The sequence below is a fragment of the Nonomuraea sp. NPDC049486 genome, assembly GCF_040676925.1.
In the GTDB taxonomy this organism is placed as follows: Bacteria; Actinomycetota; Actinomycetes; order Streptosporangiales; family Streptosporangiaceae; genus Nonomuraea; species Nonomuraea ferruginea.
The window spans coordinates 19,833-45,348 of sequence record NZ_JBFAPV010000002.1; the positions used below are offsets into that span (position 1 = coordinate 19,833).

Annotated in this window: 25 protein-coding genes; 17 read left to right on the forward strand and 8 right to left on the reverse strand. The window is 72.2% G+C overall.

Going from position 1 to position 25,516, the window contains the following annotated elements:
• Positions 1 to 146 precede the first annotated feature (146 nt).
• The 3 genes from AB0K05_RS04975 to AB0K05_RS04985 all read left to right on the forward strand — a co-directional run bounded on the left by AB0K05_RS04975 (position 147) and on the right by AB0K05_RS04985 (position 1,550).
• On the forward strand, positions 147 to 968 hold the full coding sequence (locus tag AB0K05_RS04975; RefSeq protein ID WP_148034773.1) for a helix-turn-helix transcriptional regulator: 822 nt from the start codon (positions 147 to 149) through the stop codon (positions 966 to 968).
• Positions 969 to 1,205: a DUF397 domain-containing protein gene (locus AB0K05_RS04980; protein ID WP_148032926.1), complete on the forward strand. Its 237-nt coding sequence runs from the start codon at positions 969 to 971 to the stop codon at positions 1,203 to 1,205.
• A gap of 87 nt (positions 1,206 to 1,292) precedes the next feature.
• Positions 1,293 to 1,550: a hypothetical protein gene (locus tag AB0K05_RS04985; protein ID WP_148032925.1), complete on the forward strand. Its 258-nt coding sequence runs from the start codon at positions 1,293 to 1,295 to the stop codon at positions 1,548 to 1,550.
• Between the two features lie 11 nt (positions 1,551 to 1,561).
• Here the strand turns inward: AB0K05_RS04985 and AB0K05_RS04990 are convergent, their stop codons facing one another.
• Together AB0K05_RS04990 and AB0K05_RS04995 are read right to left on the reverse strand one after the other, a co-directional pair.
• Positions 1,562 to 2,146 carry a histidine phosphatase family protein gene (locus tag AB0K05_RS04990; RefSeq protein ID WP_148032924.1) on the reverse strand — a complete coding sequence of 195 codons (585 nt, stop codon included), beginning with the start codon at positions 2,144 to 2,146 and terminating at the stop codon, positions 1,562 to 1,564.
• 25 nt (positions 2,147 to 2,171) lie between these two features.
• Positions 2,172 to 3,362 carry a hypothetical protein gene (locus tag AB0K05_RS04995; protein ID WP_271276357.1) on the reverse strand — a complete coding sequence of 397 codons (1,191 nt, stop codon included), beginning with the start codon at positions 3,360 to 3,362 and terminating at the stop codon, positions 2,172 to 2,174.
• A gap of 49 nt (positions 3,363 to 3,411) precedes the next feature.
• Here AB0K05_RS04995 and AB0K05_RS05000 point away from each other — a divergent pair, with 49 nt between their 5' ends.
• The 11 genes from AB0K05_RS05000 to AB0K05_RS05050 all read left to right on the forward strand — a co-directional run bounded on the left by AB0K05_RS05000 (position 3,412) and on the right by AB0K05_RS05050 (position 15,959).
• Positions 3,412 to 4,296, forward strand: coding sequence for a Gfo/Idh/MocA family oxidoreductase (locus AB0K05_RS05000; protein WP_271276356.1), 885 nt, complete (start codon positions 3,412 to 3,414; stop codon positions 4,294 to 4,296).
• A gap of 198 nt (positions 4,297 to 4,494) precedes the next feature.
• Positions 4,495 to 5,448 (forward strand): ABC transporter substrate-binding protein, encoded by a 954-nt coding sequence (locus tag AB0K05_RS05005; protein WP_364226799.1) that lies wholly within the window; start codon positions 4,495 to 4,497, stop codon positions 5,446 to 5,448.
• A gap of 77 nt (positions 5,449 to 5,525) precedes the next feature.
• Positions 5,526 to 6,524 (forward strand): iron ABC transporter permease, encoded by a 999-nt coding sequence (locus tag AB0K05_RS05010; protein ID WP_261808876.1) that lies wholly within the window; start codon positions 5,526 to 5,528, stop codon positions 6,522 to 6,524.
• Positions 6,521 to 7,294 (forward strand): ABC transporter ATP-binding protein, encoded by a 774-nt coding sequence (locus tag AB0K05_RS05015; RefSeq protein ID WP_364226802.1) that lies wholly within the window; start codon positions 6,521 to 6,523, stop codon positions 7,292 to 7,294. Before AB0K05_RS05010 ends, AB0K05_RS05015 begins: the two co-directional genes overlap by 4 nt.
• A complete protein-coding gene (locus tag AB0K05_RS05020; RefSeq protein WP_148032920.1) occupies positions 7,291 to 7,944 on the forward strand; it encodes an adenosylcobinamide amidohydrolase in 654 nt (217 codons plus the stop codon). The genes AB0K05_RS05015 and AB0K05_RS05020 overlap by 4 nt, the downstream gene beginning before the upstream one ends.
• 160 nt (positions 7,945 to 8,104) lie before the next feature.
• Complete coding sequence (locus AB0K05_RS05025; protein ID WP_364226805.1) at positions 8,105 to 9,589, forward strand: hypothetical protein; 1,485 nt, start codon at positions 8,105 to 8,107, stop codon at positions 9,587 to 9,589.
• Positions 9,589 to 11,376 carry a protein kinase gene (locus tag AB0K05_RS05030; RefSeq protein ID WP_364226808.1) on the forward strand — a complete coding sequence of 596 codons (1,788 nt, stop codon included), beginning with the start codon at positions 9,589 to 9,591 and terminating at the stop codon, positions 11,374 to 11,376. The genes AB0K05_RS05025 and AB0K05_RS05030 overlap by 1 nt, the downstream gene beginning before the upstream one ends.
• An 89-nt stretch (positions 11,377 to 11,465) precedes the next feature.
• Positions 11,466 to 12,125 carry a response regulator transcription factor gene (locus AB0K05_RS05035; RefSeq protein WP_148032917.1) on the forward strand — a complete coding sequence of 220 codons (660 nt, stop codon included), beginning with the start codon at positions 11,466 to 11,468 and terminating at the stop codon, positions 12,123 to 12,125.
• 86 nt (positions 12,126 to 12,211) lie between these two features.
• Positions 12,212 to 14,287 (forward strand): DUF6421 family protein, encoded by a 2,076-nt coding sequence (locus tag AB0K05_RS05040; RefSeq protein ID WP_364226811.1) that lies wholly within the window; start codon positions 12,212 to 12,214, stop codon positions 14,285 to 14,287.
• Positions 14,284 to 14,913 (forward strand): SDR family NAD(P)-dependent oxidoreductase, encoded by a 630-nt coding sequence (locus tag AB0K05_RS05045; protein ID WP_364226814.1) that lies wholly within the window; start codon positions 14,284 to 14,286, stop codon positions 14,911 to 14,913. Before AB0K05_RS05040 ends, AB0K05_RS05045 begins: the two co-directional genes overlap by 4 nt.
• Positions 14,910 to 15,959 (forward strand): low specificity L-threonine aldolase, encoded by a 1,050-nt coding sequence (locus tag AB0K05_RS05050; protein WP_364226817.1) that lies wholly within the window; start codon positions 14,910 to 14,912, stop codon positions 15,957 to 15,959. The genes AB0K05_RS05045 and AB0K05_RS05050 overlap by 4 nt, the downstream gene beginning before the upstream one ends.
• Positions 15,960 to 15,975: 16 nt before the next feature.
• On the opposite strand, the gene AB0K05_RS05055 is transcribed toward AB0K05_RS05050, so the two are convergent.
• Together AB0K05_RS05055 and AB0K05_RS05060 are read right to left on the reverse strand one after the other, a co-directional pair.
• A complete protein-coding gene (locus AB0K05_RS05055; protein WP_364226820.1) occupies positions 15,976 to 17,379 on the reverse strand; it encodes an NAD(P)/FAD-dependent oxidoreductase in 1,404 nt (467 codons plus the stop codon).
• Positions 17,380 to 17,452: 73 nt separating this feature from the next.
• Positions 17,453 to 18,058 carry a DUF305 domain-containing protein gene (locus tag AB0K05_RS05060; protein WP_148032912.1) on the reverse strand — a complete coding sequence of 202 codons (606 nt, stop codon included), beginning with the start codon at positions 18,056 to 18,058 and terminating at the stop codon, positions 17,453 to 17,455.
• Between the two features lie 146 nt (positions 18,059 to 18,204).
• On the opposite strand from AB0K05_RS05060, the gene AB0K05_RS05065 reads away from it, so the two are divergent.
• A complete protein-coding gene (locus tag AB0K05_RS05065) occupies positions 18,205 to 18,915 on the forward strand; it encodes a DUF3105 domain-containing protein (RefSeq protein WP_364226823.1) in 711 nt (236 codons plus the stop codon).
• A 61-nt stretch (positions 18,916 to 18,976) separates the two neighbouring features.
• Complete coding sequence (locus tag AB0K05_RS05070; protein ID WP_364226826.1) at positions 18,977 to 19,432, forward strand: SRPBCC family protein; 456 nt, start codon at positions 18,977 to 18,979, stop codon at positions 19,430 to 19,432.
• Here AB0K05_RS05070 and ald read toward each other — a convergent pair.
• Positions 19,425 to 20,540, reverse strand: coding sequence for an alanine dehydrogenase (gene ald / locus AB0K05_RS05075; protein WP_148032909.1), 1,116 nt, complete (start codon positions 20,538 to 20,540; stop codon positions 19,425 to 19,427). The genes AB0K05_RS05070 and ald overlap by 8 nt on opposite strands.
• A 159-nt stretch (positions 20,541 to 20,699) precedes the next feature.
• On the opposite strand from ald, the gene AB0K05_RS05080 reads away from it, so the two are divergent.
• Entirely contained in the window at positions 20,700 to 21,602 is a 903-nt protein-coding gene (locus tag AB0K05_RS05080) for an excalibur calcium-binding domain-containing protein (RefSeq protein WP_271276347.1), read from the forward strand.
• Here the strand turns inward: AB0K05_RS05080 and AB0K05_RS05085 are convergent.
• The 3 genes from AB0K05_RS05085 to AB0K05_RS05095 are packed head-to-tail and all read right to left on the reverse strand — an operon-like array spanning position 21,599 to position 25,462.
• Positions 21,599 to 22,984, reverse strand: coding sequence for an NCS2 family permease (locus AB0K05_RS05085; RefSeq protein ID WP_271276346.1), 1,386 nt, complete (start codon positions 22,982 to 22,984; stop codon positions 21,599 to 21,601). The two genes, AB0K05_RS05080 and AB0K05_RS05085, sit on opposite strands and share 4 nt — an antisense overlap.
• A gap of 54 nt (positions 22,985 to 23,038) precedes the next feature.
• Positions 23,039 to 23,272 carry an EF-hand domain-containing protein gene (locus AB0K05_RS05090; RefSeq protein WP_148032906.1) on the reverse strand — a complete coding sequence of 78 codons (234 nt, stop codon included), beginning with the start codon at positions 23,270 to 23,272 and terminating at the stop codon, positions 23,039 to 23,041.
• A gap of 21 nt (positions 23,273 to 23,293) precedes the next feature.
• Positions 23,294 to 25,462 (reverse strand): molybdopterin cofactor-binding domain-containing protein, encoded by a 2,169-nt coding sequence (locus AB0K05_RS05095; RefSeq protein ID WP_271276345.1) that lies wholly within the window; start codon positions 25,460 to 25,462, stop codon positions 23,294 to 23,296.
• Positions 25,463 to 25,516 lie beyond the last annotated feature (54 nt).

A 25,516-nucleotide genomic window follows, 5' to 3' on the forward strand; every position in this document is an offset into this window, starting at 1 on the left:
AAAGGGTCAATCAGTGGGAAAGGGGATCTTGTCCGCGGCCCATGATCTTTCGGCCGTGAAGTGACAGACTGTGTGACAAGGAAACGACCAAGGAGCACCACGTGTCCATCGATCCGCCCGGTTCAGCTTCGACCGTTCGGCGCATCATGCTCGGTGCGAGCCTGCGGCGCCTGCGCGAGAAGCGCGGGCTCACGCGCGATCAGGCCGGATTCCACATCCGTGCCTCCGAGTCCAAGATCAGCCGTATGGAGCTCGGGCGCGTCGGTTTCAAGACACGTGATGTGGAGGACCTGCTCACGCTGTACGGCGTCATCGACAACGCCGAACGCCGTGCCCTTCTGGAGATGGTCCGAGAGGCCAACACCCCCGGCTGGTGGCAGAACTACTCGCAGGAGCTGCCGAACTGGTTCACCACCTACGTGGGGCTGGAAGAGGCCGCGAGCATGATCCGTACGTACGAGGTGCAGTTCGTGCCCGGCCTGTTGCAGACGGCCGCGTACGCACGATCAGTGATCCAGCTCGGCAATCCCGACATGTCAGCCGATCGGATAGAACGCCGTGTGCATCTGCGCATGCAACGGCAGGAGCGCTTCACCAAGAACGACGGGCCGCGCCTGTGGGCGGTCATCGACGAGGCGACGCTCAAGCGGATCATCGGCGGCCGGAAGGTCATGGCCGAGCAACTCCGGCATCTGCTGGAGGTGGCGGCCCTGCCCAACATCACCCTTCAGGTGATGCCTTTCCGATACGGCATGCACGCCGCCGAGGGGGGCGCGTTCAGCATCTTGCGGTTTCCCGAGTCCGACCTGTCGGACGTCGTCTACGTCGAACAGCTCTGGGGTGCCCTGTACCTGGACAAGCGCGAGGACATCGATCCGTACCTCACGGCCATGGAGCAGCTGTGCGTGGAGAGCACCACGCCGGGGGGCACCGTCGAGCTCATCGGCGGCCTTCTCAGAAAGATGTAGATGAATCAGACCTATAACGGCATGCCCGCCGGCGATCTGTCCGGCGTGGCGTGGCGCAAGAGCCGCTACAGCAACTCGCAGGGCAACTGCGTGGAGCTCGCGAAGCTCCCCGACGGTGGGATAGCGGTGCGCAACTCCCGCTTCCCCGACGGCCCCGCGCTGATCTACACCCGCGACGAGATCCGGGCTCTGGTGCTCGGAGTGAAGGACGGAGAATTCGACGGCCTGCTGGTGTAACGCGCTGTTAACCTCCGGCGGGCCCGCTTAACCGGGCCGCGCCGGAGGCGTAACGGCCCCACCGACTCCTCCGGGCAGGATCGGGTCATGCTCGACCAGACGACGCTCTACCCGATCGCCGACGACGTGCTGTTCGCGCCCGGCGGCAAGGTCGTGATCCGCACCTACGGCGTGGCGCCCGCGGCCTCCGGCGGCTCGGTCTCGTACCGGACCTGGGTGACCGGCATCAGGGACCATCCGCGCTACTGGCGCTGGGGCCACTTCGAGGACGCCACCCGCGGGCACCGCAGTGTCCTGGAGTGGCTGACCGGGCGCGGCCCGCAGCCTGGCCAGGCGCAAGCCTGAGCCGGTGCTGGTCAGACCCCGCCGACCGGCGCGTTCCAGGTTCTGATCACCGGTTCGCCGTGCTCGAAGGCCAGCCGCGAGTACGTGCCGGTGTCCAGCTTGAATAGCCGGCCGTCCGCCGGGGGCAGGCGCAGCCAGCGCGCGGTGAGCACGCGCAGCAGATGACCGTGCGCGACCACCGCCACCCGCCCGTGGACCCGCCGGCACCGCTCGATCACCCGGTCGGCGCGGGCGCCCACCTCGGCGGCGCTCTCGCCCGGGGTGCCGCCCGGTGGGACGCCGTCGCGCCACAGGTACCAGCCGGGCCGGTCCTTCCTGATGTCGGGGGTGGTGATGCCCTCGTAGCCGCCGTAGTCCCACTCCCACAGGTCCGGATCGACCTCGTACGAGCTGAGGCCGGCCAGGTCGGCGGTGCGGGTGGCGCGCCGCGCGGGCGAGACCACGACCAGCTCGGACGGGCTCTCCCCGAGCACCGGGATGAGCGCCTTGGCCTGCTCCTCGCCGCGCGGGGTCAGCGGCACGTCGGTCCGGCCGGTGTGCCTGCCCGTCCTGCTCCACTCCGTCTCGCCGTGGCGGAGCAACACCATCTCGTCCATGGGTCCATCATCCGCCACCCCGGTTTCAGGTGGCCGGGGCGCCCTGATCGGCGTCGGCGGGAGGCTCGGACCGGCTCGCCCTGAGGAGCGGGACCGCCGCCGCCAGCACCCCCGCGGTGGCCGGCACGGCGAGCCACGACCGGCCGGCGCCGGCCAGGGCGAGCAGGGTCTCGAGGACGGACCCGACGGTCGCCGCCAGGGCGACGAGCATGACCAGCGTGCCGCCCGAGCGGCCGAGCAGCCGGGGCGGCGTGATCGCCTGCCGGTGGCTGAGCAGCGCGATCGCCGCCGTCGCCGCGCCGGCCAGCGGCAGCGCCTGGCCGAGCACGTATCCGGCGGCCCCGGACGGGAACGCGAGCAGGAGCGCGAAGGGCTGGGTCGCGAGGACGGCGAACCACGCCAGCCGGAGCGCGCCCACGCGGCGGTGCAGCATGACCGCGGCCAGCGCGCCCACCAGGGGCGGCGCGAGCATGGTGACGAGGTCCCATCCGTCCGCCAGCCCGTCCGGCCGCGGGGCGTCGATCAGCTGCCCCAGGGCCGCCAGCGCGACGAGATAGCCGGCGATCGCGGCGAGCACCGGATGCCGGAGCGTGAACCGCACCCCGGCCACCGCCTCCGGCCATACCCCCTCCCTCGGCGGCGCCGGATCCTCGGGCACGTCCACGTACCGGAACAGCAGCGCCGAGACCGCGAACCCCACCGCCGGCACCACGAGCACGACCACGACGGCCGCCGTGGACGGCAGCCCCGTGGTGACGGCGAAGCCGAACGTCCCCACCGACGCGATCCCGTACAGCCACGCGTTGACCGGGACGAACCGGTGCCGCCCGGTCACCGCCGGCAGATAGGCCTCCAGCGCCAGCGCGCCCGTGACGGCCACCAGGGTGACGGCCCCGATCGCCAGCGTGACGTGAGCCGTCGTGACGGCGCCGGCCAGTGCGGCGACCGCGAGCGAGCCGAGCGCGACCGCCCCCGCCACCCCCGACCAGACCAGCGCCGACCGGCGTGCCGCCCGGTCCACGAGCACCCCCATCGGCACCGGCAGCAGGAACGCCAGCAGCCCGGCCGGCAGGATCACCAGCCCCAGGGATTGGAAGCCTCCCTCGCCCAGGAACATGAGGGTGACACCGACCAGGCTCGCGTCGGCCCACAAGGCCATCTGGAGGACCGTGCCGCCCGCGACATAGCGGGCGAGCGGCCGGCTGGAAGTGATCATCAAGGCATCCTTCCACCGCGGCCCTTCGAGTAGGGTCACGAATCGACTCATGATCGTGCGAAAGGGGATCGCGATGGAGCCGGTGGCGGTCGGTCTGGTCGGGGCGGGCCCGTGGGCGGAGATGGCGCACGCGCCGATGCTGGCCGCCGGCCCGCACACCAGGCTCGCCGGGGTCTGGGCGCGCAGGCCCGAGGCGGCCGCGCGGCTCGGCGCGCCCGTGTTCGAGCGGGTGGAGGAACTGTTCGACGCGTGCGAGGCGGTCGCGTTCTGCGTGCCGCCCGCGGTCCAGGCCGAGCTGGCGGTACGGGCCGCGCGGGCGGGCAAGGCGCTGCTGCTGGAGAAGCCGCTCGGCGACTCCCTGGAGAGCGCGCGGCGGGTCGCCGACGCGGTCGCCGAGTCGGGCGTGCCGAGCCAGATGGTGCTCACCCTGCGGTACGCGGCCGGCACCCGGGCCTTCCTGGACCGGTGCCGGGAGATCGAGCCGTTCGGCGGGCACGCCGCCAACATCTCCGGCTCCCTCGTCGGCGACCACCCGTTCGCCACCCCGTGGCGGCTGGAACGCGGGGCGCTGCTCGACGCGGGGCCGCACATGGTGGACCTGATGGACGCCGCGCTCGGCCGGATCACCGGGGTGCGCGCGCACGGCGACCCGCTGCGCTGGGCGGGGCTGCTGCTGGAGCACGAGGGCGGCGCGGTCAGCGAGGTGTCGCTGAGCCAGGCCGCCGTCGGAGACCTGCCGCCCGCGAGCGTGGCCGTGTACGGCGGGAAGGGCGTCGCGGTGCTGGCGTCCGGCGGCGGCGACGCGTTGCCCCGGGTGGCCGAGGAGTTCGCCAGGACGGTGCGGCAGGGCGGCGGCCACCCGCTCGACGCCGCCCGCGGCCTCCGCGTCCAGGAGGTGCTCGAAGAAGCGGAATCACAGCTCCGTACCCCTTGACGCGGGCGCCTCCAGGAGGATTGATAGCGTTTGTCCGACGCGCAGTGCTGCAGCGAAGTCCGGTGCGAGTCCGGCGCTGTCCCGCAACTGTCATAGCCAGGTCGCCTGCCTCTGCGTGACGTCATCAACCCTCGTGGAAAAGGGTGATCCGTCGCTCATCGCGGGTCTCTCGGTTCCGACAGTGTGAAAGGACTACTCGTGAGGCCCGTACGCAAGGCGCTCGCGGGCGCGCTGCTGGGAACGCTCGTCCTGGCCGCATGCGGCCAGACCGGCACGACAGCCACCTCCGCCCCCGCCACCAGCCAGCCCTCCTCCAGCCAGGCCGGCGCCGGCTTCCCCGTGACGGTGGAGGCCGCCAACGGCGAGATCACCATCGAGAAGAAGCCGGAGCGGATCGTCTCCCTGTCGGCCGCCCACACCGAGACGCTGTTCGCCATCGGCGCCGGCCCCCAGGTGATCGCCGTCGACGACCAGTCGAACTACCCGCCCGAGGCCCCCAGGACCGACCTGTCGGGCTTCAAGCCGAACGTCGAGGCCATCGTCGCCCAGAAGCCCGACCTGGTCGTGGTCTCCGACGACATGGACCAGGTGATCGCCGGGCTGGCCAAGCTGAACGTCCCCGTGCTGTGGGAGCCGTCCGCCAAGACCCTCGACGAGGCGTACGACGAGATCACCGACCTCGGCGCGGCCACAGGCAACCTGGAGAAGGCCGAGGAGGTGGTCACCACCATGCGGACCACCCTGGACCAGCTCGCCGCCGACGCCCCCAAGGGCAAGGGCCTGACCTACTACCACGAGCTCGACCAGACCCCGTACGCGGCCACGTCCACGAACTTCATCGGCCAGATCTACGCCATCTTCGGCCTCACCAACATCGCCGACAAGGCCCCGGACGCGGCGGGCGGCTACCCCAAGCTGTCCACCGAGTTCATCGCCCAGGCCGACCCCGACCTGATCTTCCTGGCGGACGTGAAGTGCTGCCAGCAGAACAAGGAGGCGCTCGCCAAGCGGCCCGGCTGGAAGAACCTGTCCGCCGTCAAGAACGACCTGGTGATCGAGCTCGACGACGACATCGCCTCCCGCTGGGGGCCGCGCGTCGCCGACCTGGCGCGGACCGTCGGTGACGCGGTCGCGAAGGCGGCCTCCGAATAGTGCTCGCCGAGCAGGCCACCGGGAGGACCGAAGGGCGGGACCCGGTGGCGCACGTCAAGCCCGCCAGAGCCCGGCCGGTGTGGCTGGCCGGGGCGCTGGCGCTGCTGGCCGTCGTCATGATCGCCGGCCTGCTGGGCGGCGCCGCCGACATCGCGCCCTGGCAGGTCGTCCTCCAGGTGGCCGACTGGCTGCCGTTCGTGTCGGCCGACGCCGGGCTGACGCCCGTCGAGCAGGGGCTGCTGTACGAGCTGCGGCTGCCCAGGGTGCTGCTGGCGGCCGTGGTCGGCGGGCTGCTGGCCATGGCCGGGGCCGGCTACCAGGGCGTCTTCCGCAACCCGCTGGCCGACCCGTACCTGCTGGGCGCCGCGGCGGGGGCCGGGCTGACCACGACCGTGGCCGTCGTGCTGCTGCCGGGGTCCGCGCTCACCACCCCCGTCGCGGCGTTCGCGGGCGCGGTCGGCGGCGTGTTCCTCGCCTACGGGCTGGGCAGCGCCGCCGGACGGACCGGTGGCACGGCCACGCTGGTGCTGGCCGGGGTGGCCGTCACCTCGTTCCTCACCGCGATCCAGACGTTCGTGCAGCAGCTCGGGGTGGAGGAGCTGCGGCGCGTCTACTCCTGGATCCTGGGCGACGTCGGCGGCGGCTGGGAGCAGGTCCGGCTCGTGCTGCCGTACGCGGTCGTCGCCGCGGCGGTGCTGCTGGCGCACGGGCGGATGCTCGACGTGCTGGCCGTCGGCGACGAGGAGGCCGGGGCGCTCGGCGTGCGGGCCACCCGGGTCCGGTTCGTGGTGCTGCTGGCCGCCTCCCTGGCCACGGCCGCGGCGGTGGCGGTGAGCGGGCTGATCGGATTCGTCGGCATCGTCGTGCCGCACGCGGTGCGCCGGCTGGCCGGCGGCTCCTACCGCAGCGTGCTGCCGCTGTCGCTGATCGGCGGCGCCGCGTTCCTGGTCCTCGCTGACCTGCTCGCGCGCACCGTCATCGCCCCCGCCGAGCTGCCGATCGGAGTCGTCACCATGTTCGTGGGCGCGCCGTTCTTCGTGGCCGTGCTGCGCATGACGCGGGGGACCGCCACATGATCCGGGTCAAGGAGCTGTCGGTACGGCTCGGCGGGCGCGAGGTGCTCGACGGGGTGGACGTCGACGTGTCGCGGGGCGAGTGGCTCGCGGTCGTCGGGCCCAACGGGGCCGGCAAGTCCACCCTGCTGAAGGCCGTCATGGGCGTGCTCGCCCACCGGGGCGAGGTGGTCCTCGACGACCGGAAGGGGAGCGGGCTCAAGCCGCGCGAGCGGGCCAGGCTGGTCGCCTACGCGCCGCAGACCCCCGCGCTGCCGCCCGACATGACGGTCTTCGACTACGCGCTGCTCGGCCGTACCCCGTACATCCCGTACTTCGGGCGGGAGAGCCGCAGGGACCGGGAGATCATCGCGGGCGTGCTGGCGCGGCTGGGACTGACCGGGTTCGCCGCCCGCAGGGTCGGCGAGCTGTCCGGCGGCGAGCGGCAGCGGGTGGTGCTCGCCCGCGCGCTCGCCCAGCAGGCGCCGGTGCTGCTGCTCGACGAGCCCACCACCGCGCTCGACCTCGGGCACCAGCAGCAGGTGCTGGAGCTGGTGGACCGGCTGAGGACCGCCGACGGCCTCACCGTGATCACCACGCTGCACGACCTGACCCTGGCCGGCCAGTACGCCGACACGCTCCTGCTGCTGGCAGGCGGCCGGTCCGTGGCGCGGGGCAGGCCGGCCGAGGTGCTCACCGGCGCCCTGGTCGGCGAGCACTTCGACGCCCGTGTCATGATCGAGCCGGGCCCCGGCGGGCGGCCCGTCGTACACCTGGTCAGGGGAGAGACGTGAAGCTCGGCTACCGCGTCGAGGACGGCGACCGGCTCGGTTCGCTGCTGTGGGAGTTCGGGCCGGGCTGGCGGATGATCTCCTCGGCGATGCTCGGCGGCGGCATCGGGCCGCGCACATGGGTGCTGAACGCCCAGGTCGTGGCCGGCTACGCGCGCATGGACCCGGTCGACCACCTGGCCGGGCTGGGGCCGGGCGGCGACGGCGTCGGCATGATGACGGCGGCCTCCGTCGACCGCTACACCAGCGCCGCCGACGGCGGGGCCGAGGCGGTGGCCACGGTCGGGTTACGCGTCCCGACCTGGGCGGCGGCCCCCGAAGGCGCGGCCGACCCGGAGCTGGCCCCGATGGTCGGCACCGTCAACATCGTCGCCACGCTGCCGGTGGCGATGACGGACGCCGCTCTGGTCAACGCCGTCATGACGATGACCGAGGCCAAGACGCAGGCCCTGCTGGAGGCGGGCTACCCGTGCACCGGCACCGCCTCGGACGCGGTCTGCCTCGCCGTGCCGGACTCCGGCCCGCAGGAGTTGTTCTGCGGGCCCCGCTCCGAGTGGGGCGCCCGGCTGGCCCGCGCCGTCCACGCCGCCGTCAGGCAGGGCGCGGTGTCGTGGCGTCCCGGCTACCGGAAGCCGGGGACCGAACTGAGTTGATCTTGAACAAGGTGTAACGCCGCCCGGCTTTCGCGCGATAGGGCCTCGTGAGGGGTTCATGCGTCGGGGGAAGTACTGCAACCGCTTCGTCACACGCGGATCTATTGACTTACGACAGGTGATTGGGACCCTTGTTCTGACCCTTCGTGCGGGAGCGGTGATGGCGCGTCTCACAGTGCTGGCGGGCGGTGTCGTGGTGACGGTCGCCCTGCTCGCCATACCCGCGACGGCCCACGAGCATCCCAGCGGCATCACCGATCTGGTGACCCCCGCCGTGGTGCGCGTCGAGGCGGTCTCCCACGTCGAGATCACGCTCCTCGACCACGTCAGCCAGCTGCGTCACGTGGAGCGTTCCTACGATTTCCCCATCGGCCAGGGCACCGGCATCGTCGTCAACCCCGACGGCGCGATCGTCACGCTCACCAGCGTGGTCAAGACCGACGACGAGGACGTCGCCGTGCGGGCGGCCAACAAGGTGTTCGCCGAGCACCACGACGTGAAGGTCCCGCAGGACGACAAGCGCCACTCGGTGGACGACGACCCGATACTCGACCGCCACCTCAAGGACTGCTACCCGCCGAAGAGGTCCACCGCGACCTGCATCATCGACGTCACCACCGACATCACGATCTTCCCGAACGTCTCGCCCGCCGACACCGACGGCTTCAAGGCCGAGCTGGTGCGGGCCGGTTCCGGCCCCGACGCCCCGGCCGTGCTGATGCCCGTCGCCCGCGCCGTCGGCAGCGTCGGCATGCCCACCGCCCCGCTCGCCGAGCAGGTGCCCGACCAGCAGGGCGCGCCCACCAGCGTGGCCGGCTTCCTCGGCCGACCCGGCCCCGACGTGCAGACCACCGTCGAGATCGCCCACCTGGGCAAGGGCGGCGGCGCCGGCGAGAAGGGCCGGCCGTTCGGCGACCCGGACAAGAAGGTCGACGAGCCCGCCAAGCTGGGCGGCCTGGCCGACCGCGGCCTGGCCGGCGCCCCCGTCATCGGCGACAAGGACGGCCACGTCGTCGGGCTGCTCATCGGCGGCGGCAAAGAAGCCAAGATGATCGGCGTACGGGAGATCACCTCGACCCTGTCGAAGGCCGGCATCGCGGCGCGCAGGGGAGCGATCGACGCCGCCTTCGAGGCGGCGCTGACCCGCTACCACACCAAGTACTACACCGAGGCCGCGCCGGGCTTCCAGCGCGTCCTGGAGCTCTACCCGGGCAACGTGGTGGCCGCCGACCTGCTCAAGGTCGCGCTCGCCAAGCGGGGCGGCCCGGAGGACGAGGGCACCAAGCGGACGGTCGCGCCGGCCTCCTCCGGCCTGCCGCTGTGGCCGTTCATCGTCGCGGCGAGCGTGCTGTTCCTCGCCGCGGCCGTGGGCGCGTTCCTGCTGTGGCGGCGCCACCGGGCCGGAGACCGGGCCGACGACCACGGGCAGGCCCCGCCGCTCGTCCCCCCGCAGCAGGCGTACGACGAGGGCGCCGACCAGACGGTCATGGTGCGCAGATCGCCGCAGTTCACGGCGGTCCCGCAGCAGCAGCAGGTGCTGACCGCGCAGGAGTCCTCGGTCAAGTTCTGCACGGCCTGCGGCATGCGGCTCGGCCAGGCGCACCGGTTCTGCGGCTACTGTGGCCAGCCCATCGAGACGTCGTGATGCACGTGAACGACAGGGCGCTCATCGGTCAGGAGGTGGCCGGCTACTACGTCGAGGACATCATCGGCAAGGGCGGCATGGCCGTCGTCTACCTGGCGCTGGACCCGAGGCTGAGCCGCCGCGTCGCCCTGAAGATCCTCAACCCGGTGCTGAGCGTCGACGACCGGTTCCGCCAGCGGTTCATCCTGGAGTCCCGCACGGTCGCCAGCATCGAGCACCCCAACATCATCCCCATCTACGAGGCCAACGCCGACGCCGACGGCGTCCTCTACATCGCGATGCGCTACGTCGACGGGCTCGACCTGCGCCGGCTCATCTACGACCGGGGTCCGCTGCCGCTCGACCAGGGCACCAGGATCTTCGCCCAGGTGGCCGCCGCCCTCGACACCGCGCACGCGCACGACCTGATCCACCGCGACGTGAAACCGGCCAACATCCTGCTGGCCGCCGACCATGTCTACCTCACCGACTTCGGCATCACCAAGCACCGCACGTCGATCTCCGGGCTGACGCAGACCGACCAGTTCATCGGCACGCCCCGCTACATGTCGCCCGAGCAGATCAACAAGGAGCACATCGACGGCCGGGCCGACCAGTACGCCCTGGCGTGCGTGGTGTACGAAGGGTTGTCGGGGCGGCTGCCGTTCCAGCGCGACAACGACATCGCGCTGCTGTGGGCGCACCTGGCCGAGCAGCCGGTGCCGCTGACGCAGCTGCGGCCTGAGCTGCCGCTGGAGGTCGACGGGGTGATGATGCGGGCCCTGGCCAAGGCGCCCGAGCAGCGCTTCCCGTCCTGCGCGGCGTTCATCGTGGCGCTGCGCGAGGCGATCACCGGCTCGCCCGCCGACTCGGGCGCCTTCACCGGCCCCCGCACCGGCCCGGGAACCGGCTACGGCTCCGGTCCCCACTCGGGTCCCCACTCCGGCCCGCACTCGGGTCCCCATTCGGGTCCCCATTCGGGTCCCCACTCCGGCCCGCACTCCGGCCCGCATTCGGGCGCGCGGCCTGTCGGCGTCGGCCCCGGTCCGGGCGCGCACTACGGTCCCGGTCCTGGTTCCGGCCCGCACTCCGGTCCCCATCCCGGCTCTCCGTACGGTTACGGGGAGGGGCCGCACACCGGACCCGGCAGCAGCGGGCCGGCGACGGGCCCGGGGACCGGCGTGTCCGCGCGCCCCGCACGCCGCCCCGGCAGGCTGCCCATCGTCGCGGCCACCCTCACCGCGGCGGTCGCCGCGCTGGCGCTGGTCGTGATGATCGTCTTCATGCAGCGCGGCGAGTCGTGGACGCGTTTCCAGGACACCGCCGCCGCCCCGGTCACCTTCGAGTACCCGGCCGGCTGGACCGCCCGCACGCACGCCGACCTGTTCGCGATCGCCTCGCCGCGGGCCGCCGAGTTCGAGTCGATGTTCGTCTCCGGCGCCAGCGCCGACTGGTCGCAGGTGAACAAGGTCATCACCGGCGACCCGGAGAACGCTGTGGGCGTGTACGTCCAGGTGTCCGACACGCTCGACCCGGGCGCCTCCCGTGAAGAGATGAAGGCCATGATGGAGGGCCTGCTGCCGGGCGAGGTCCAGGTGACGGCGCCGGTGCCCGACCGGGCGGGCAACAGCGACGCGACCCGCTACGACGGCACCCTGCGCGACCGCAACAGCGGCAACCAGCTGGGCTTCGTCAGCTACGTCATCGCCCACCGCCCCAAGCCGGTCCTGGTCCTGTACTTCTGCGCGCAGCACCGCTGCGACGACGAGACCCAGGTGCGGGTGCGTCAGAGCGTGCAGGTTTCCTGACCATCCGCTTGCACCTGACTTGCGTACGGCTTGACCTGCCTGTTCGGCGGCTGTTCACGAGCTCCCGCGACCTTTACCCTTCGGAAGCTGTGGGCATCAAAATCGTGATCGTGGACGACCAGGCGATGGTCAGGGCAGGGCTGCGCATGGTCGTGGAGAGCGACCCGGGCATGGAGGTCGTCGGCGAGGCCGCCGACGGCCGTGAGGCCATCGCCGTGGCCCGGCGCGTCAGGCCGGACATCGTGCTGATGGACATCTCCATGCCGCGCCTCGACGGGCTGAGCGCGACCAGGGAACTGCTCGAAACCCCGTCGCCGCCGAAGGTCATCACGCTGACGACGTTCGACACCGACGAGAACCTGTGGGCGGCGCTGCGCGCCGGCACCAGCGGGTTCCTGCTGAAGGTGTCGCCGCCGGAGCAGCTCATCGAGGCCATCCGCATCGTGCACGCCGGTGACGCGCTGCTCGACCCGGCCGTCACCAGCCGGGTGATCGCCTCGTTCGCGGGCCGGTCGGAGCCGACGCCGTCGCCCAGGCTGTCGGAGCTGACGCCGCGCGAGCTGGAGGTGCTGCGCCTGCTCGCCCGCGGGCTCACCAACGCCGAGATCGCCGGGCAGCTGTACGTGGGCGAGGCCACGGTCAAGACGCACGTGGCGCGGGTGCTCATGAAGCTGGCCCTGCGCGACCGGGCGCAGGCGGTCGTGTTCGCGTACGAGTCGGGCGTGGTACGGCCCGGCACCGCGGCCTGATCTCAGCATGCGAGAGGGTTTGGCGGGGGATTCGGGTCGTATGTGTATATTTTTCGTCATAAGGCGGTAGCGACAGGAGATATTTCATGCATGCGTTCCCCAGGGTGCTGTTCGACGAGGCCCACAGCGAGTCGTGGACCATCCGGCGCGAGGTCGCCGAGGCCGTGAACCCCGCACACCCCGACGACTCCAGCTACGCCCGCGCCGCCGAGCTGCTGCGCCACCTCGGCCACACGGTGACCGCCCACGCCGAGGGCCCGCTCGACCCTGGAACGCTCCGCGACCACGACGTGCTGGTCATCGCCCATCCGGCGGGCGAGCGCTGGGAGCGCACCACCGGCGGGGGCGGCCCGCTGCTCTCCCCGCGGGAGCTGGACGCCGTGCGTGACTTCGTCGCCGAGGGCGGCGGGCTCGTCGTGCTGGCCGAGGAGGAGCAGGACAAGTACGGCAACAACCTGGCCGAGCTGCTCGCCCGCTTCGGCGTGACCGTCCAGCACACCACCGTGCGCGACCCGCGCCACGCCCACCGCGGCGTCGCCTCCTGGGTCGTCGCCCCGCCCGCCACCGGCGACGGGCTGCTCGCCGGGGTCAAGGCCGCCTGCTTCTACCGCTCCGGCGTGCTCACCACCCAGGACGCCACCGCCCAGGACGCCACCGTCCTGTTCGCCACCTCCCCTGACGCGGACCCGGCGGGCGCGCCGCTGGCCGTGGCGCTCCCGTACGGGCAGGGCAGGGTCGTGGTGTTCGCCGACTCCGACCTGTTCGGCGACGACTCCATCGACGACTACGACCACCGCACGCTGTGGGGCAACGTCATCACCTGGGCCGCCCGCGTGCCGGCCGACGCGCCGGCCGACGCGGCGGGGTCCGGTCCCAAGGCCGCGCTGTTCGGCGAGCTCAAGGCCCTGGTCGAGGAGCTGCGGCCGCTCCAGGTCAAGGACGGATCGGTGCCGGAGGAGAAGGGCCGGGCCAAGGAGCTGGTCGCCGCCGTCGCCGCCAAGGTGGGCGAGCTGGCGCCGCACTTCCCGCACGACGCCGCGTACCTCGAAGCCGTCCAGGACGACCTCGCCCGGTGGGCCGGGCAGGACCTCGGCGTGCCCGACTTCCTCGCCTCGCTCGACCGCTTCCACCCCGACACCCAGCGCGTCGACGGCCTCGAACACCTCGTCGTGTTCCCCATGTACACCCAGAACGGCAACCCCGACCGCAACCTGGAGGCCGTCTGGATCCGAACGATCTGGCCGGACTGGCTGGCCGAGCTGGAGGCCGGCGGCTACGACAACCCCATGTTCGTGCCGATCGCGTTCGAGGACTTCACCTCCGGCTACGACACCCACTCGGCCGTGCTCTTCCCCGAGACGGTCGCGGTCCGGCAGGCGCCCGCCCGCTTCACCTGGGGCGGCATCTTCGCCGACCGCGAGTCCGCCCGGTTCCGCCGGGTGTCCAGGGCCGCCGTCGACACGCTCAAGCTCGACCTGCCGCCGGACGCCGCCCGCCTGCTCGCCTCGCAGCGGCTCGCCCAGGACACGTTCGTGCTGTGGGACCTCGTGCACGACCGCACCCACAGCCACGGCGACCTGCCGTTCGACCCGTTCATGATCAAGCAGCGGATGCCGTACTGGCTGTACGCGCTGGAGGAGCTGCGCTGCGACCTGACCGCGTTCGGGGAGGCCGTCAAGCTGGAGCGGCGGGGCGTGCCGCACGCCCGGTACGTCCAGCACGCGATCCTGTTCGACCGGCTGTTCCGGTTCCCGATCACCGGCCCCCGGGTGCGCAACTACGACGGGCTCGGCGGCCAGCTGCTCTTCGCCTACCTGCACCGCAACGACATCGTGCGGTGGACCGACAACCGCCTGTCCGTCGACTGGGACCGGGTCGCCGGCGGCGTCGCCGACCTGCGCGGCGAGGTGGAGAAGCTCTACCGCGACAGCATCGACCGCTCCAAGGTCGCCCACTGGCTGGCCGCGCACGAGCTGGTGAGCGCCTACGTCGCGCCCGACCCGTCCTCGCTCTGGGCCAGGGGAGTCGACGCGCTGCCCGCCGAGCAGAAGGCGAAGGTGGACGCGGTGCTCCCCGACGAGTTCCCCCTGAGCATGTTCTACGAGGCGCTGCGCCGTAAGCTGGCCGATGTGGTCGAGTCGACGAGGGGGATCAGGGCATGATCATTCTGGTCACGGGGGCCGCCGGCCCCACCGGCGTCGCGGTCCGCGAACACTTCGCCAAGCAGGGCCACACCGTGATCGGCGTCGACAAGCACGACGTCGACCTGCTCGACCGCGCCGCCGTCGAGGCCCTCGCCGCCCGGATCGAGGCCGAGCACGGCCACGTCGACGGCGTCGTCCACCTCGTCGGCGGCTGGCGCGGCGCGTCCACCTTCGGCGAGATCGACCTCGCCGACTGGGACACGCTGCACGACCTGCTCGTCCGCACTCTCCAGCATGTCTCGCTGGCCTTCGAACCGCTCCTGCGCAAGAGCGCGAACGGCCGGTTCGTGATCGTCTCCGCGAAGGCCGCCCAGCGACCCACCGCCGGGGGCGCCCCCTACGCCGCGGCCAAGGCCGCCGCCGAGGCGTGGACCCTCTCGCTGGCCGACGCGCTGCGCGACACCTCGTCCGCGGCCGTCATCCTCGTCGTCAAGGCCCTGGTCAACGACGCCATGCGGGCGGCCAAGCCGAAGGCGGCGTTCGCCGGGTTCACCGACGTGCGCGACCTCGCCGAGGCGATCGGCCGCCTCTACGACCAGCCCGCCACCCAGCTCAACGGCACCAGATTGGACCTCACCACGTGACCGTCCGGCACGACCCCCGGCTCAAGGGCTTCGCCAGCGACAACTACGCCGGAGTGCACCCGGAGATCCTCCAGGCCATCGCCGACGCCAACGGAGGCCACCAGACCTCCTACGGCGACGACGTCTACACCGAGGCGCTGCAGGAGGTCTTCCGGCGACACTTCGGCGACACGGCGCGGGCCTGGCCGGTCTTCAACGGCACCGCCGCCAACGTCGTCTCGCTGCGCGCGATGACCGCCCACTGGGAGGCGGTCGTCTGCGCCGAGACCGCCCACATCAACACCGACGAGGGCGGCGCCCCCGAGGTCGCCGGCGGCATCAAGCTGCTGACCGTCCCCACGCCCGACGGCAAGCTCACCCCCGAGCTGATCGACCGGCAGGCGTGGGGGTTCGGCGACGTGCACCGCGCCCAGCCCAAGGTGGTGTCCATCTCCAACACCACCGAGCTCGGCACCGTCTACACCCCCGGCGAGATCGCCGCGATCTGCGCGCACGCGCACGACCTCGGCCTGCTCGTCCACCTCGACGGCTCCCGCCTCACCAACGCCGCCGCCGCGCTCGACGTGCCGCTGCGGGCGCTCACCACCGACGCCGGGGTCGACGTGCTCTCCTTCGGCGGCACGAAGATCGGGCTGCTGTACGGGGAAGCGGTCGTGGTGCTCAACCCCGGGGCGGCGACCGGCGTCGACTACATCCGCAAGACGTTCATGCAGCTGTCGTCCAAGATGCGGTTCGTCTCGGCGCAGTTCGAGGCGCTGCTCACGGACGACCTGTGGCTGCGCAACGCGCGCCGGGCCAACGCCATGGGACGGCGGCTCGCCGAGGCCGTCAGGGACCTGCCCGGCGTCGAGGTGCCGCGCCCGGTCGAGGCCAACGCGGTCTTCGCGATCCTGCCGAAGGACGTCATCGCCCGGCTGCAGAAGCGCTTCCGCTTCTACACCTGGGACGAGTCCACCGGCGAGGTGCGCTGGATGTGCGCCTGGGACACCACCGAGGACGACGTCGACGCCTTCGCCGCCGCACTCGCGGAGGAACTCGGCGCCTGAGCCCGGCCACGGCACGTCAGCGGAGCGCGAGGCGGGCGGCCTGCCAGCCGCCCACCCCGTGCACGCCGGGCCCCGGCGGGGTCGAGGCCGAGCAGAGGAACACCCCTCGCAGCGGGGTGCGCCAGGGCGCGGGCGACCACACCGGCCGCTTCAGGAACTGGCCCAGGCTCGCCAGCCCGCCGCCGATGTCGCCGCCGACCAGGTTGGGGTTGGCCGCCTCCAGCTCGGCCGGCCCCATCGCGTGACGGGCCAGCACCCGCTCGCGGAAGCCCGGCGCGTACCGCTCGATCTGCGCCTCGATCGGGGCTGTCATGTCCACGGTCGAGCCGTTGGGGACATGACAGTAGGCCCACAGCGTGTGCCCGCCCCGCGTCGGATCCGCCGCGTACGGCTGCACCAGCAGCACGTACGGCCTGGGGGAGTGGCGGCCGGCGGCCGTCTCCGCCTCGCTCAGCGCGATCTCCTCCATCGTGCCGCCCAGATGGACGGTGCCCGCCCCCGCCACCGCCGGGTCGCGCCACGGCACCGGCCCGTCCAGCGCCCAGTCCAGCTTGAACACCCCCGGCCCGTGGCGGAACCGGGCCAGCCGGTCGCGGTAAGCAGGCGGCAGGTCGGCCATCCCGAGGAACTGGCGCGGCGACACGTCGAGCACCACCGTCTCCGCGTCGAGCTCGGCCAGCCGCCGCACCCGGTGGCCGGTCACCGCCTCGCCGCCCAGCTCGCGCAGCCGCGCCACCAGGGCGTCGGCCAGCCGCTGCGAGCCGCCCTTCACCACCGGCCAGCCGACCAGGTGGGCCGTGGCCGCGAGCATGAGCCCGTAGCCGCTCGTGATCGGCGCCCGCAGGTCGAGCAGGGAGTGCGCGGCCATGCCCGCCAGCACCGCGCGCCCCTCCACGGTGCGGAACGCCAGCCGCCCCAGCGTCGTCGCGGGCAGCGCAGCCGCCGCGCCGAACCGGGCCGCCGCGACCAGGGCGGACGGCCGCGCCAGCCCCGCCGGCCACGGCCCGAGCGGTCGCAGCAGCAGGTCCACCAGCGGGAACCCGGCTCTCGCCGCCGCTCCCGCCGTCGCCCGCCAGGCCGCCGCGTCGCGTCCCAGCCCCGCCGCGGTACGGCCGGCGTCACGGTGCACGAGCACGGCGGGACGGTCGTCCAGCGGGTGGGCGGCGGGCAGCGGCGGGTGGGCGTACTCGACGCCCTTCAGCTTCAGGTCGCGCAGGGCGGGGGAGGCCAGCGCCATCGCCATCACGGTCGCGCCCACGTCGTGGACCAGGCCCGGCAGGGTCAGCTCCGCCGACCGCAGCCCGCCGCCGAACGCGTCGGCCGCCTCCAGCAGCAGCACCCGCCGCCCGGCCTCGGCCAGCTTGACCGCCGCGACCAGCCCGTTCGGCCCCGACCCCACCACGACCGCGTCAACGCTCACCCGCCCGCCCCCCGCTCATCGGACCCGAGTCCCCTGCCGTGTTCAGGTACCCCGAAGCGGGGCCCGCGAGAGGTCAGTCGAGGATCGAGGGGAACGGCTGCGCGTCGCGGTGGCGGAGCATGTCGGTCATCAGCTTGATCTCGCCCTGCTGCCCGGTGACGATCTTGCGGGCCATGCCGGTCACCTCGTCCCGGCCGGACAGCCGGAGCACGCCTTCGGCCATCTCCACCCCGCCCTCGTGATGGCGGATCATCAGCTGCAGGAACAGCACCTCGGCCTCGGTGCCCTCCAGCTCGCGGAGCTTGGCCAGCTCCTCGGCGGACGCCATGCCGGGCATCGGATCTCCGGGCCGCGCCGAGGAGGCGTGGGCGTGGCCGCTCATCCACGCCATCGACCGCATGTCGGTCGCCTGCGTCAGGCCCCACTGCTGCAGCCAGCCCAGGAACATGCCGCGCTGGTTGGCCTGGGTGTTGATGATGTCGAACGCCAGGGACCTGATCTCCCGGGACTGGCTCTTGTCCCTGATGGTGAACGACATGTCGACGGCCTGGGCGTGATGGGTCGCCATGTCGCGGGCGAAACCGGCCTCGGCGGAGTTGTCGCCGGGGGTGCCCCGGCCGCCGAAGAGGAGCAGCGCCGCCGCCGCGACGAGCACCAGCACGGCGACGACGGCGAACATTGAGTTACGAGCGGGCTTTTCCATGGCGTTGTCCAGCGTACCCATCGCCACGCGCGGGTCGTGATCGGACGCTTACAACGCTCTTATTCTCCGCATACGCCCGGAGGGCATAAAGTGACCCCTGTTGGTTCGCCGATGGAGGAACGATGACAAAGGAGAAGGCGCAGGCGCGGCGGGAGCATCTGCAGAGGATGCGCGCCGAGCAGCAGCGCAAAGAACGCCGCACCGCATTCCTGATGTGGGGGACAGGCGGTCTGGTCATCGTCCTGCTCGTCGGTGTGGTGGGCTTCTACCTGGTGAAGCAGGCGCGCGAGACGTCGCTCGACGCCGTGGTGAGCGTCAAGTACGACGGTGGCCAGCATGTCTGGAACAAGGTCGCGTACAAGGAGACCCCGCCCGTGGGCGGTGAGCACAACAACTACTGGCAGCAGTGCGACATCTACGACAAGCCCATCCACAGCGAGCACGCCGTCCACTCGCTGGAGCACGGCGCGGTCTGGATCACCTACCGTCCCGACCTGCCCGCCGACCAGATCGCGAAGCTGAAGGACGTGGCCACCAGCACCGGTCAGCAGGACTACATGCTGATGAGCCCGTTCGAGGGGCTCCCGGCGCCGATCGTGGCCAGCACCTGGAACCACCAGCACAAGTTCGACAGCCCTGACGACCCGAAGCTGGGCGCGTTCATCAAGCGCTACCAGAACGGCGCGGACACGCCCGAGCCGGGCGCGACCTGCGGCGGCCCCGACGCCATCGTCACCACCGCCGACCAGGCCCCCCTCCCGCCGGAGCCCACGGGCCAGAGCCAGACCCCGATGGACACGGCCTCTCCGCAGCCGTCGCAGTCCCAGCAGTAACCCGATCCTCCCGAAAGGCCCGGCCTCGACCGCCGGGCCTTTCGCGTTGCAGGATGGGCGGGTGATCCGGTTCGACGTGGTGACGCTGATCCGGGCGGCTCCCCGCCGGGTGTTCGAGGAGTCGCTGTCCGTGGAGGCCCACATGGCGTCCATGGCGGGCTCGGGGGAGCGGGCCGTGGGCGGGGTGACGTCGGGGCGGATGGGCCCCGGCGACCAGGTCACGTGGCGGGCCAGGCACTTCGGGGTCGCGTGGCGGATGACCTCGGTGATCAGCGCCTACGACGCTCCCGTGTTCTTCGTGGACGAGCAGGTCGCCGGGCCGTTCCGGAGGTGGCGGCACGAGCACCGCTTCGCCGATGACGGAGGCGGGGGCACGGTCATGCGTGACGTGGTGGAGTTCGCGGCGCCGCTGGGCGTCCTCGGGCGGGTGGCCGAGGCGGTGGTGCTGGGGCGCTACATGGAGGCGCTGATCGTGCGGCGCAACGCGCATCTGAAGGCGCTGCTGGAGGCTAGCTGAGCACCTCCTGCGGGGGCGTCCACTCCAGGCGGTGCGCCTGCGCGACCGGGCGGCTGGTCAGGTGGCCCTCGTGGGTGCTCAGGCCGAGCGCCAGCGCCGGGTCCCCGCGCAGCGCCGCGGCCCAGCCGAGGTCCGCGATCGCGAGCGCGTACGGGAGCGTCACGTTCGTCAGCGCGAACGTCGAGGTGTGCGGCACCGCGCCCGGCATGTTGGCCACGCAGTAGAAGACGGAGTCGTGCACCCGGTAGGTAGGGTCGGCGTGCGTGGTGGGACGCGAGCCCTCGAAGCAGCCGCCCTGGTCGATGGAGATGTCGACCAGCACCGAGCCCGGTTTCATCCGCGCGACCAGCTCGTCCGGCACCAGCTTCGGCGCCCTGGCCCCGGGCACCAGCACGGCGCCGATGACGAGGTCCGCCTCCAGCACCGCCCGCTCGATCTCCAGCGTGTTCGAGGCCACCGTCTGGCAGTGGCCCTGGTAGATCAGGTCGGCCTGGCGGAGCTTGTCGACGTTCTTGTCCAGCAGCAGCACCTCGGCCTGCATGCCGAGGGCGATCGCGGCCGCGTTCATGCCCGACACGCCCGCGCCGATGACCACCACGTGCGCGGCCCGCACGCCGGACACGCCGCCCATGAGCACGCCCCTGCCGCCCCGCGAGCGCATCAGATGGTACGCGCCCACCTGCGGGGCGAGCCTGCCCGCCACCTCCGACATCGGGGCGAGCAGCGGCAGCCCGCCGCCGGGCGTCTGCACCGTCTCGTACGCGATGCCGGTGACGCCGGCGTCGAGCATCGCCTTCGTGCACGCCGGCGAGGCCGCGAGGTGCAGGTACGTGAACAGCACCTGGCCCTTGCGCATCCGGTGGTACTCCTCGCGGACCGGCTCCTTGACCTTGAGTATCAGCTCGCACCCGGCCCACAGCTCGTCGGCGTCCGGCAGGATGGCCGCGCCCACCGCCTCGAAGTCCTCGTCGGGGAGCGACGAGCCGGCGCCCGCGCCCCGCTCGACGAACACCTGGTGGCCGTGGCGTACGAGCTCGTGGGCGCCCGCGGGGGTGAGCGCCACGCGGTACTCGCCGTCCTTGACCTCGCGGGGAACACCGACCTTCATGGGGACACTCCCTTTCCCGGGCAGGCGCGCGGTTGCCGTAATTCTTTCTCCATCCCCGGCTTCTGAACACGAACTCGAGAAATGTTCGGCTGATTACCCGGCACCGACCGGTCCTCGATAAGCTCACCGCAGCCCGTAGTCAGGATGGGGACGTCGACGATGGACAAGGCGGAAGAGCCGCCCAAGGCAGCGGATCCGGGGCCGCCGAGGGCCAGCAAGGTCACCACCGTCATATTGATCGTCTCGCTCGTCCTGATCGTGCTCATCGCCGGCGTGCTCGGCACCGTCGCCGTCCTGATGACCCGGACGCCCGACGCCCCGCTCCTCGGCGGCGCCCCGCCGCAGCGGCTGTCCACGCCGATCCACTTCGCCCCCGTGCGCGAGACCAAGGCCGCGCCGTGCCCCGGCGAGGAGGCGGCGCTCGACGACACGCAGACCACCTGCTACCTGCTGGAGGACGGCGTCACGGTCAACGCCGTGCAGGCCGTCGAGGCGGTCCGCGGTCGTGACGGCACCTACTCGGTGCGCATCGCGGTCGCTCCCGCGTACAAGCAGAAGCTCGTCGACCTCATCGACGAGCAGGTGTCCGACCAGCGGCAGATCGCCGTCGTGCTGGTGCCGCGCACGGTCCTGGCCGCGCCCATCGTGACCCAGGGCATGGACGGCGACAGCCTGAGCATCGCGGGGATGACCCAGCAGGAGGCCGAGGCGCTGGCCACCCGCGTGCTCGGCGACGCCGCCCCGCCCTCCTCGCCGCCCGCCTCCACCGATCCGGCCGGTACGGGTGACCCCGCCGGCACGGGTGACCCCGCCGGGACCGGTGACCCCGCCGGCACCGGTGACCCCACGGGCACGGGCGATCCGACCGGCACCGGCGACCCGGCCGGGACCGGCCAGACGACGGGCACCGGGACCCGGACCCCCGACCAGCGGTTCGCGAGCTGCCAGGAGGCCACGGCCGCCGGCTTCGGCCCCTACACCAAGGGCACGCACGAGGAGTACGCGTGGTACGCCGACGTCGACGGCAACGGCGTCGCCTGCAACTCCGGCGACCTGCGCTAACTGAAGAACCCGCCCACCCAGTCGATCGCGAAGTAGGCCGCGAACACCAGCGACACCACCCACAGCAGCCACGGGATCTCGCCGAACTTCCCCCGCGCCGCCTTGATCAGCGTGTAGACGATCACCCCGGCGCCCACCCCGTTGGTGATCGAGTACGTGAACGGCATCAGCGCGATCGTCAGGAAGGCCGGCAGCGCCAGATCCGGATCGTCCCACGGCACGTTCTTGCTCTGCATCATCATCAGCGCCCCGACCAACACCAGCGCGGGCGCGGCCGCAGCCGCGGGCACCACCGCGGCCAGCGGGGTGAACAACAGCGCCAGCGCCATCAGCGCCCCGGTGACCAGGCTCGCCAGGCCGGTCCGCGCGCCCTCGCCGACGCCCGCGGCCGACTCCACGAACACCGTGTTCGCCGAGGAGCTCGACACCCCGCCCATCATGGCGGCCACGCCGTCCACGGTGAGGATCCGGCCCAGCCGCGGCACCCGCCCCCGCTCGTCCACGAGCCCGGCCTCGTCGCTGACGCCGATGATCGTGCCCATCGCGTCGAAGAACCCCGACAGCACCAGCGTGAACAGCACCACGGTCGCGGTCAGCGCGCCCGCCGTGACGAACCCGCCGAACACGTCGACCTGCCCGACCAGCCCGAAGTCCGGCGCCGACACCACCGACTCGGGCACCCGCGGCGCCACCACCCCCCAGTCGGCCTGGTCGACCGTGGCCACCGAGTTCACCACGATCGCCACGATCGCCGTCACCACGATGCTGATCAGGATCGCCGCCGGCGTGCGCCGCGCGTACAGGGCGATCATCAGCAGCAGCCCGAAGCAGAACACCGCCACCGGCCATCCGGTCAGGTGGCCGGTCGTGCCGAGCTGCACCGGCGTGCCCGAGCCGCGTGTCACGAAACCGGAGTCCACCAGCCCGATCAGCGCGATGAACAGCCCGATCCCGACGCTGATGGCGTGCTTGAGCGCCAGCGGGATCGAGTTCATGATCAGCGCGCGCAGGCCGCTCACGGCCAGCACGATGATGACCGCGCCTTCCAGCACGACCAGGCCCATCGCCTGAGGCCAGGTCATGTGCGGGGCGGCCTGGTAGGCGACCACCGCGTTCAGCCCCAGGCCCGCGGCCAGCGCCAGCGGCGCGTTGCCGACCAGGCCCATGAGCAGAGTCGAGATCGCCGCGGTCAGCGCGGTCGACGTGGTGAGCTGCGCGATGGTCAGCTTGGCGCCGGTGACGTCGTGGGCGCCCGCGAGGATGATCGGGTTGAGCAGGATGATGTACGCCATGGCCATGAACGTGGTGACACCACCGCGCACCTCACGGCCGACGGTGCTCCCCCGCCGGGACAGCTCGAAGAACCTGTCGAGCACCGGCATCCCCCTTCAGCGACGCGGGGGATCGCCCGGTGCCCTACCCGGCGGGGGAACCGATCATGCCTTCTCGTGCCTGCCGCCGCCGACCAGAGCGGCGAACTCGTCCAGCCCGATCCGGCCGTCGCCGTCGCGGTCGGCGGCCTCGATGAACGCCTCGATCTCCGCCTCCGAGGCGCCCAGGCCGCCCATGGCCTCGTTGGCCTTCCTGATCTCGGCGGTCGTCAGCAGACCGTCGCCGTCGGCGTCGAACCGCTCGAACTCCGCCTTGGCCGCCTCGCGTGCGTCAGCCATAAGGGTCCTCCCCGTGGTCGTTCAGCCCCCGATGTGGGCCAAGGCGATATCTTCGGGTCTTATCGGAACGCGCGTCAACCGCAGGCCGGTCGCCGCGCGCACCGCGGCCGCGATCGCGGGGGTGGAGGAGAGTGTCGGGGGCTCACCGGCGCCACGCAATCCGTACGGGGCAGCAGGGTCTGGATTTTCCAGGATTTTCATCGTCATGGGCGGCATGTCGAGAATGGTGGGGATCAGGTAGTCGGTGAAGGACGGGTTCAGCACCCTGCCGTCCCTGACCTGGATCTCCTCCATCAGGGCCAGCCCGAGGCCCTGCGCCGACCCGCCGTGGATCTGGCCCTCCAGCGCCTGCGGGTTCAGGATCCGACCGACGTCCTGCACGGCCGCCAGCTCGACCACCTTGACCAGGCCCAGCTCCAGGTCCACGTCCACCACCGCCCGGTGCACGCAGAGCGCGAGCTGGGTGTGCGAGTCGCCCTGCCCGGTGAGCGGGTCCAGCGGGAACGTCGGCCGGTGCCGGAACTCCCGCGTCTCCTCGACGGGACCGAACTTCTCCAGCGCCTCCCGCACGGGCAGCCCGCCGAACCGCTCACGTACCGCCTCGCAGGCCGCCTTCACCGCGCCGCCCGTCACGTACGACTGGCGCGAGGCCGACGACGACCCGGCCGACCCGACCGAGGTGTCGGCGGTCGCCACCGTCACGTGCTCCACGCCCAGCTCGGTGCGGGCGATCTGGGCCTGGATCGTCACCAGCCCCTGGCCCACCTCGGCCGCCGCGGTGTGCACGGTGACGTGCGGCTCGCCGTTGACCAGCTCGGCCCGCACCCGGGCCGTGGAGTAGTCGTCGAACCCCTCCGAGAAGCAGATGTTCTTGATCCCGACCCCGTACCCGACGCCGCGCCGCACCGACTCGCCGTGCGTGGTCTGCGACACGCCGCCCGGCAGCCCGCGCAGGTCGTCGCCGGCGGGCGGCGGCAGCGGGAACGACTCCAGCTCGCGCAGCATGTCGGCGAGCGGCGCCGGCGAGTCGATCACTTGCCCGGTGATCAGCGCCGAGCCCTGCGACACCGCGTTGCGCCGCCGGATCTCCACCGGCGACAGCCCGCACGCCTCGGCCAGGCGGTCCATCTGCGACTCGTACGCGTAACACGCCTGCACCGCGCCGAACCCGCGCATCGCGCCGCACGGCGGGTTGTTGGTGTAGACGCCGGTGGCCTCCACCAGCACGTTCGGCACCTCGTACGGGCCCACGCCGAGCGAGGCGGCGTTGCCCACCACGGCGGGGGAGGAGGAGCAGTAGGCGCCGCCGTCCAGCAGGATGGCGGCCTTGACGTAGACGAGCCGGCCGTCGCGGGTGGCGCCGTGCTCGTACCGCATCCGCGCAGGATGGCGGTGCACGTGGCCGAAGAACGACTCCTCGCGCCCGTACACGATCTTGACGGGACGGTTCAGCCGGAGCGCCAGCATGCACGCGTGCACCTGCATCGACAGGTCCTCGCGGGCGCCGAACGCGCCCCCGACCCCGGCCAGCGTCAGCCGCACCTTCTCCGGCGGCAGCCCCAGGCAGGGGGCGAGCTGGTCGCGGTCCACGTGCAGCCACTGGGTGGCGATGTAGAGGTCGACGCCCCCGTCCTCGGCAGGCACCGCCAGCCCCGACTCCGGGCCGAGGAACGCCTGGTCCTGCATGCCGACCTCGTACTCGCCGCTGACCACGACCTCGGCCTCGAACACCTCGCCCGTGCGCACCGGCTGGTGGCGCACCAGCTCCGTCGCCAGGCGCGGGTCCGTCACGGCCTCGCGCACCTCGTAGTCCACCACGATCGCGTCCGCCGCCCGCCGCGCGGTCTCCGGATGGTCGGCGGCCACCAGCGCCACCGGCTCGCCCTGGTAGCGGACCTGGTCGACGGCGAGCACCGGCTGGTCCTTGCGCTCCAGCCCGTAGAACTTCTCGCCCGGCACGTCCTCGTGCGTCATGACCGCGCGCACGCCAGGGACGGCCAGCGCCGGTCCCACGTCGATGGACCTGATCCACGCCGACGGGTGCGGGCTGCGCAGCGTCGCCCCCCACACCATGCCTTCGAGCCACAGGTCAGAGGCGTAGGCGAACTCGCCCGTCACCTTGAGCACCGCGTCCGGCCGCCGCGCGCTCTCGCCGACGCCCAGCCGCAGCGAACTCGCCGTCTCCGTCATCCTTCGAGTAGAGCACCGGCCCGGTGCGGGCGGTATGCGCGCCAGGTGAAATCG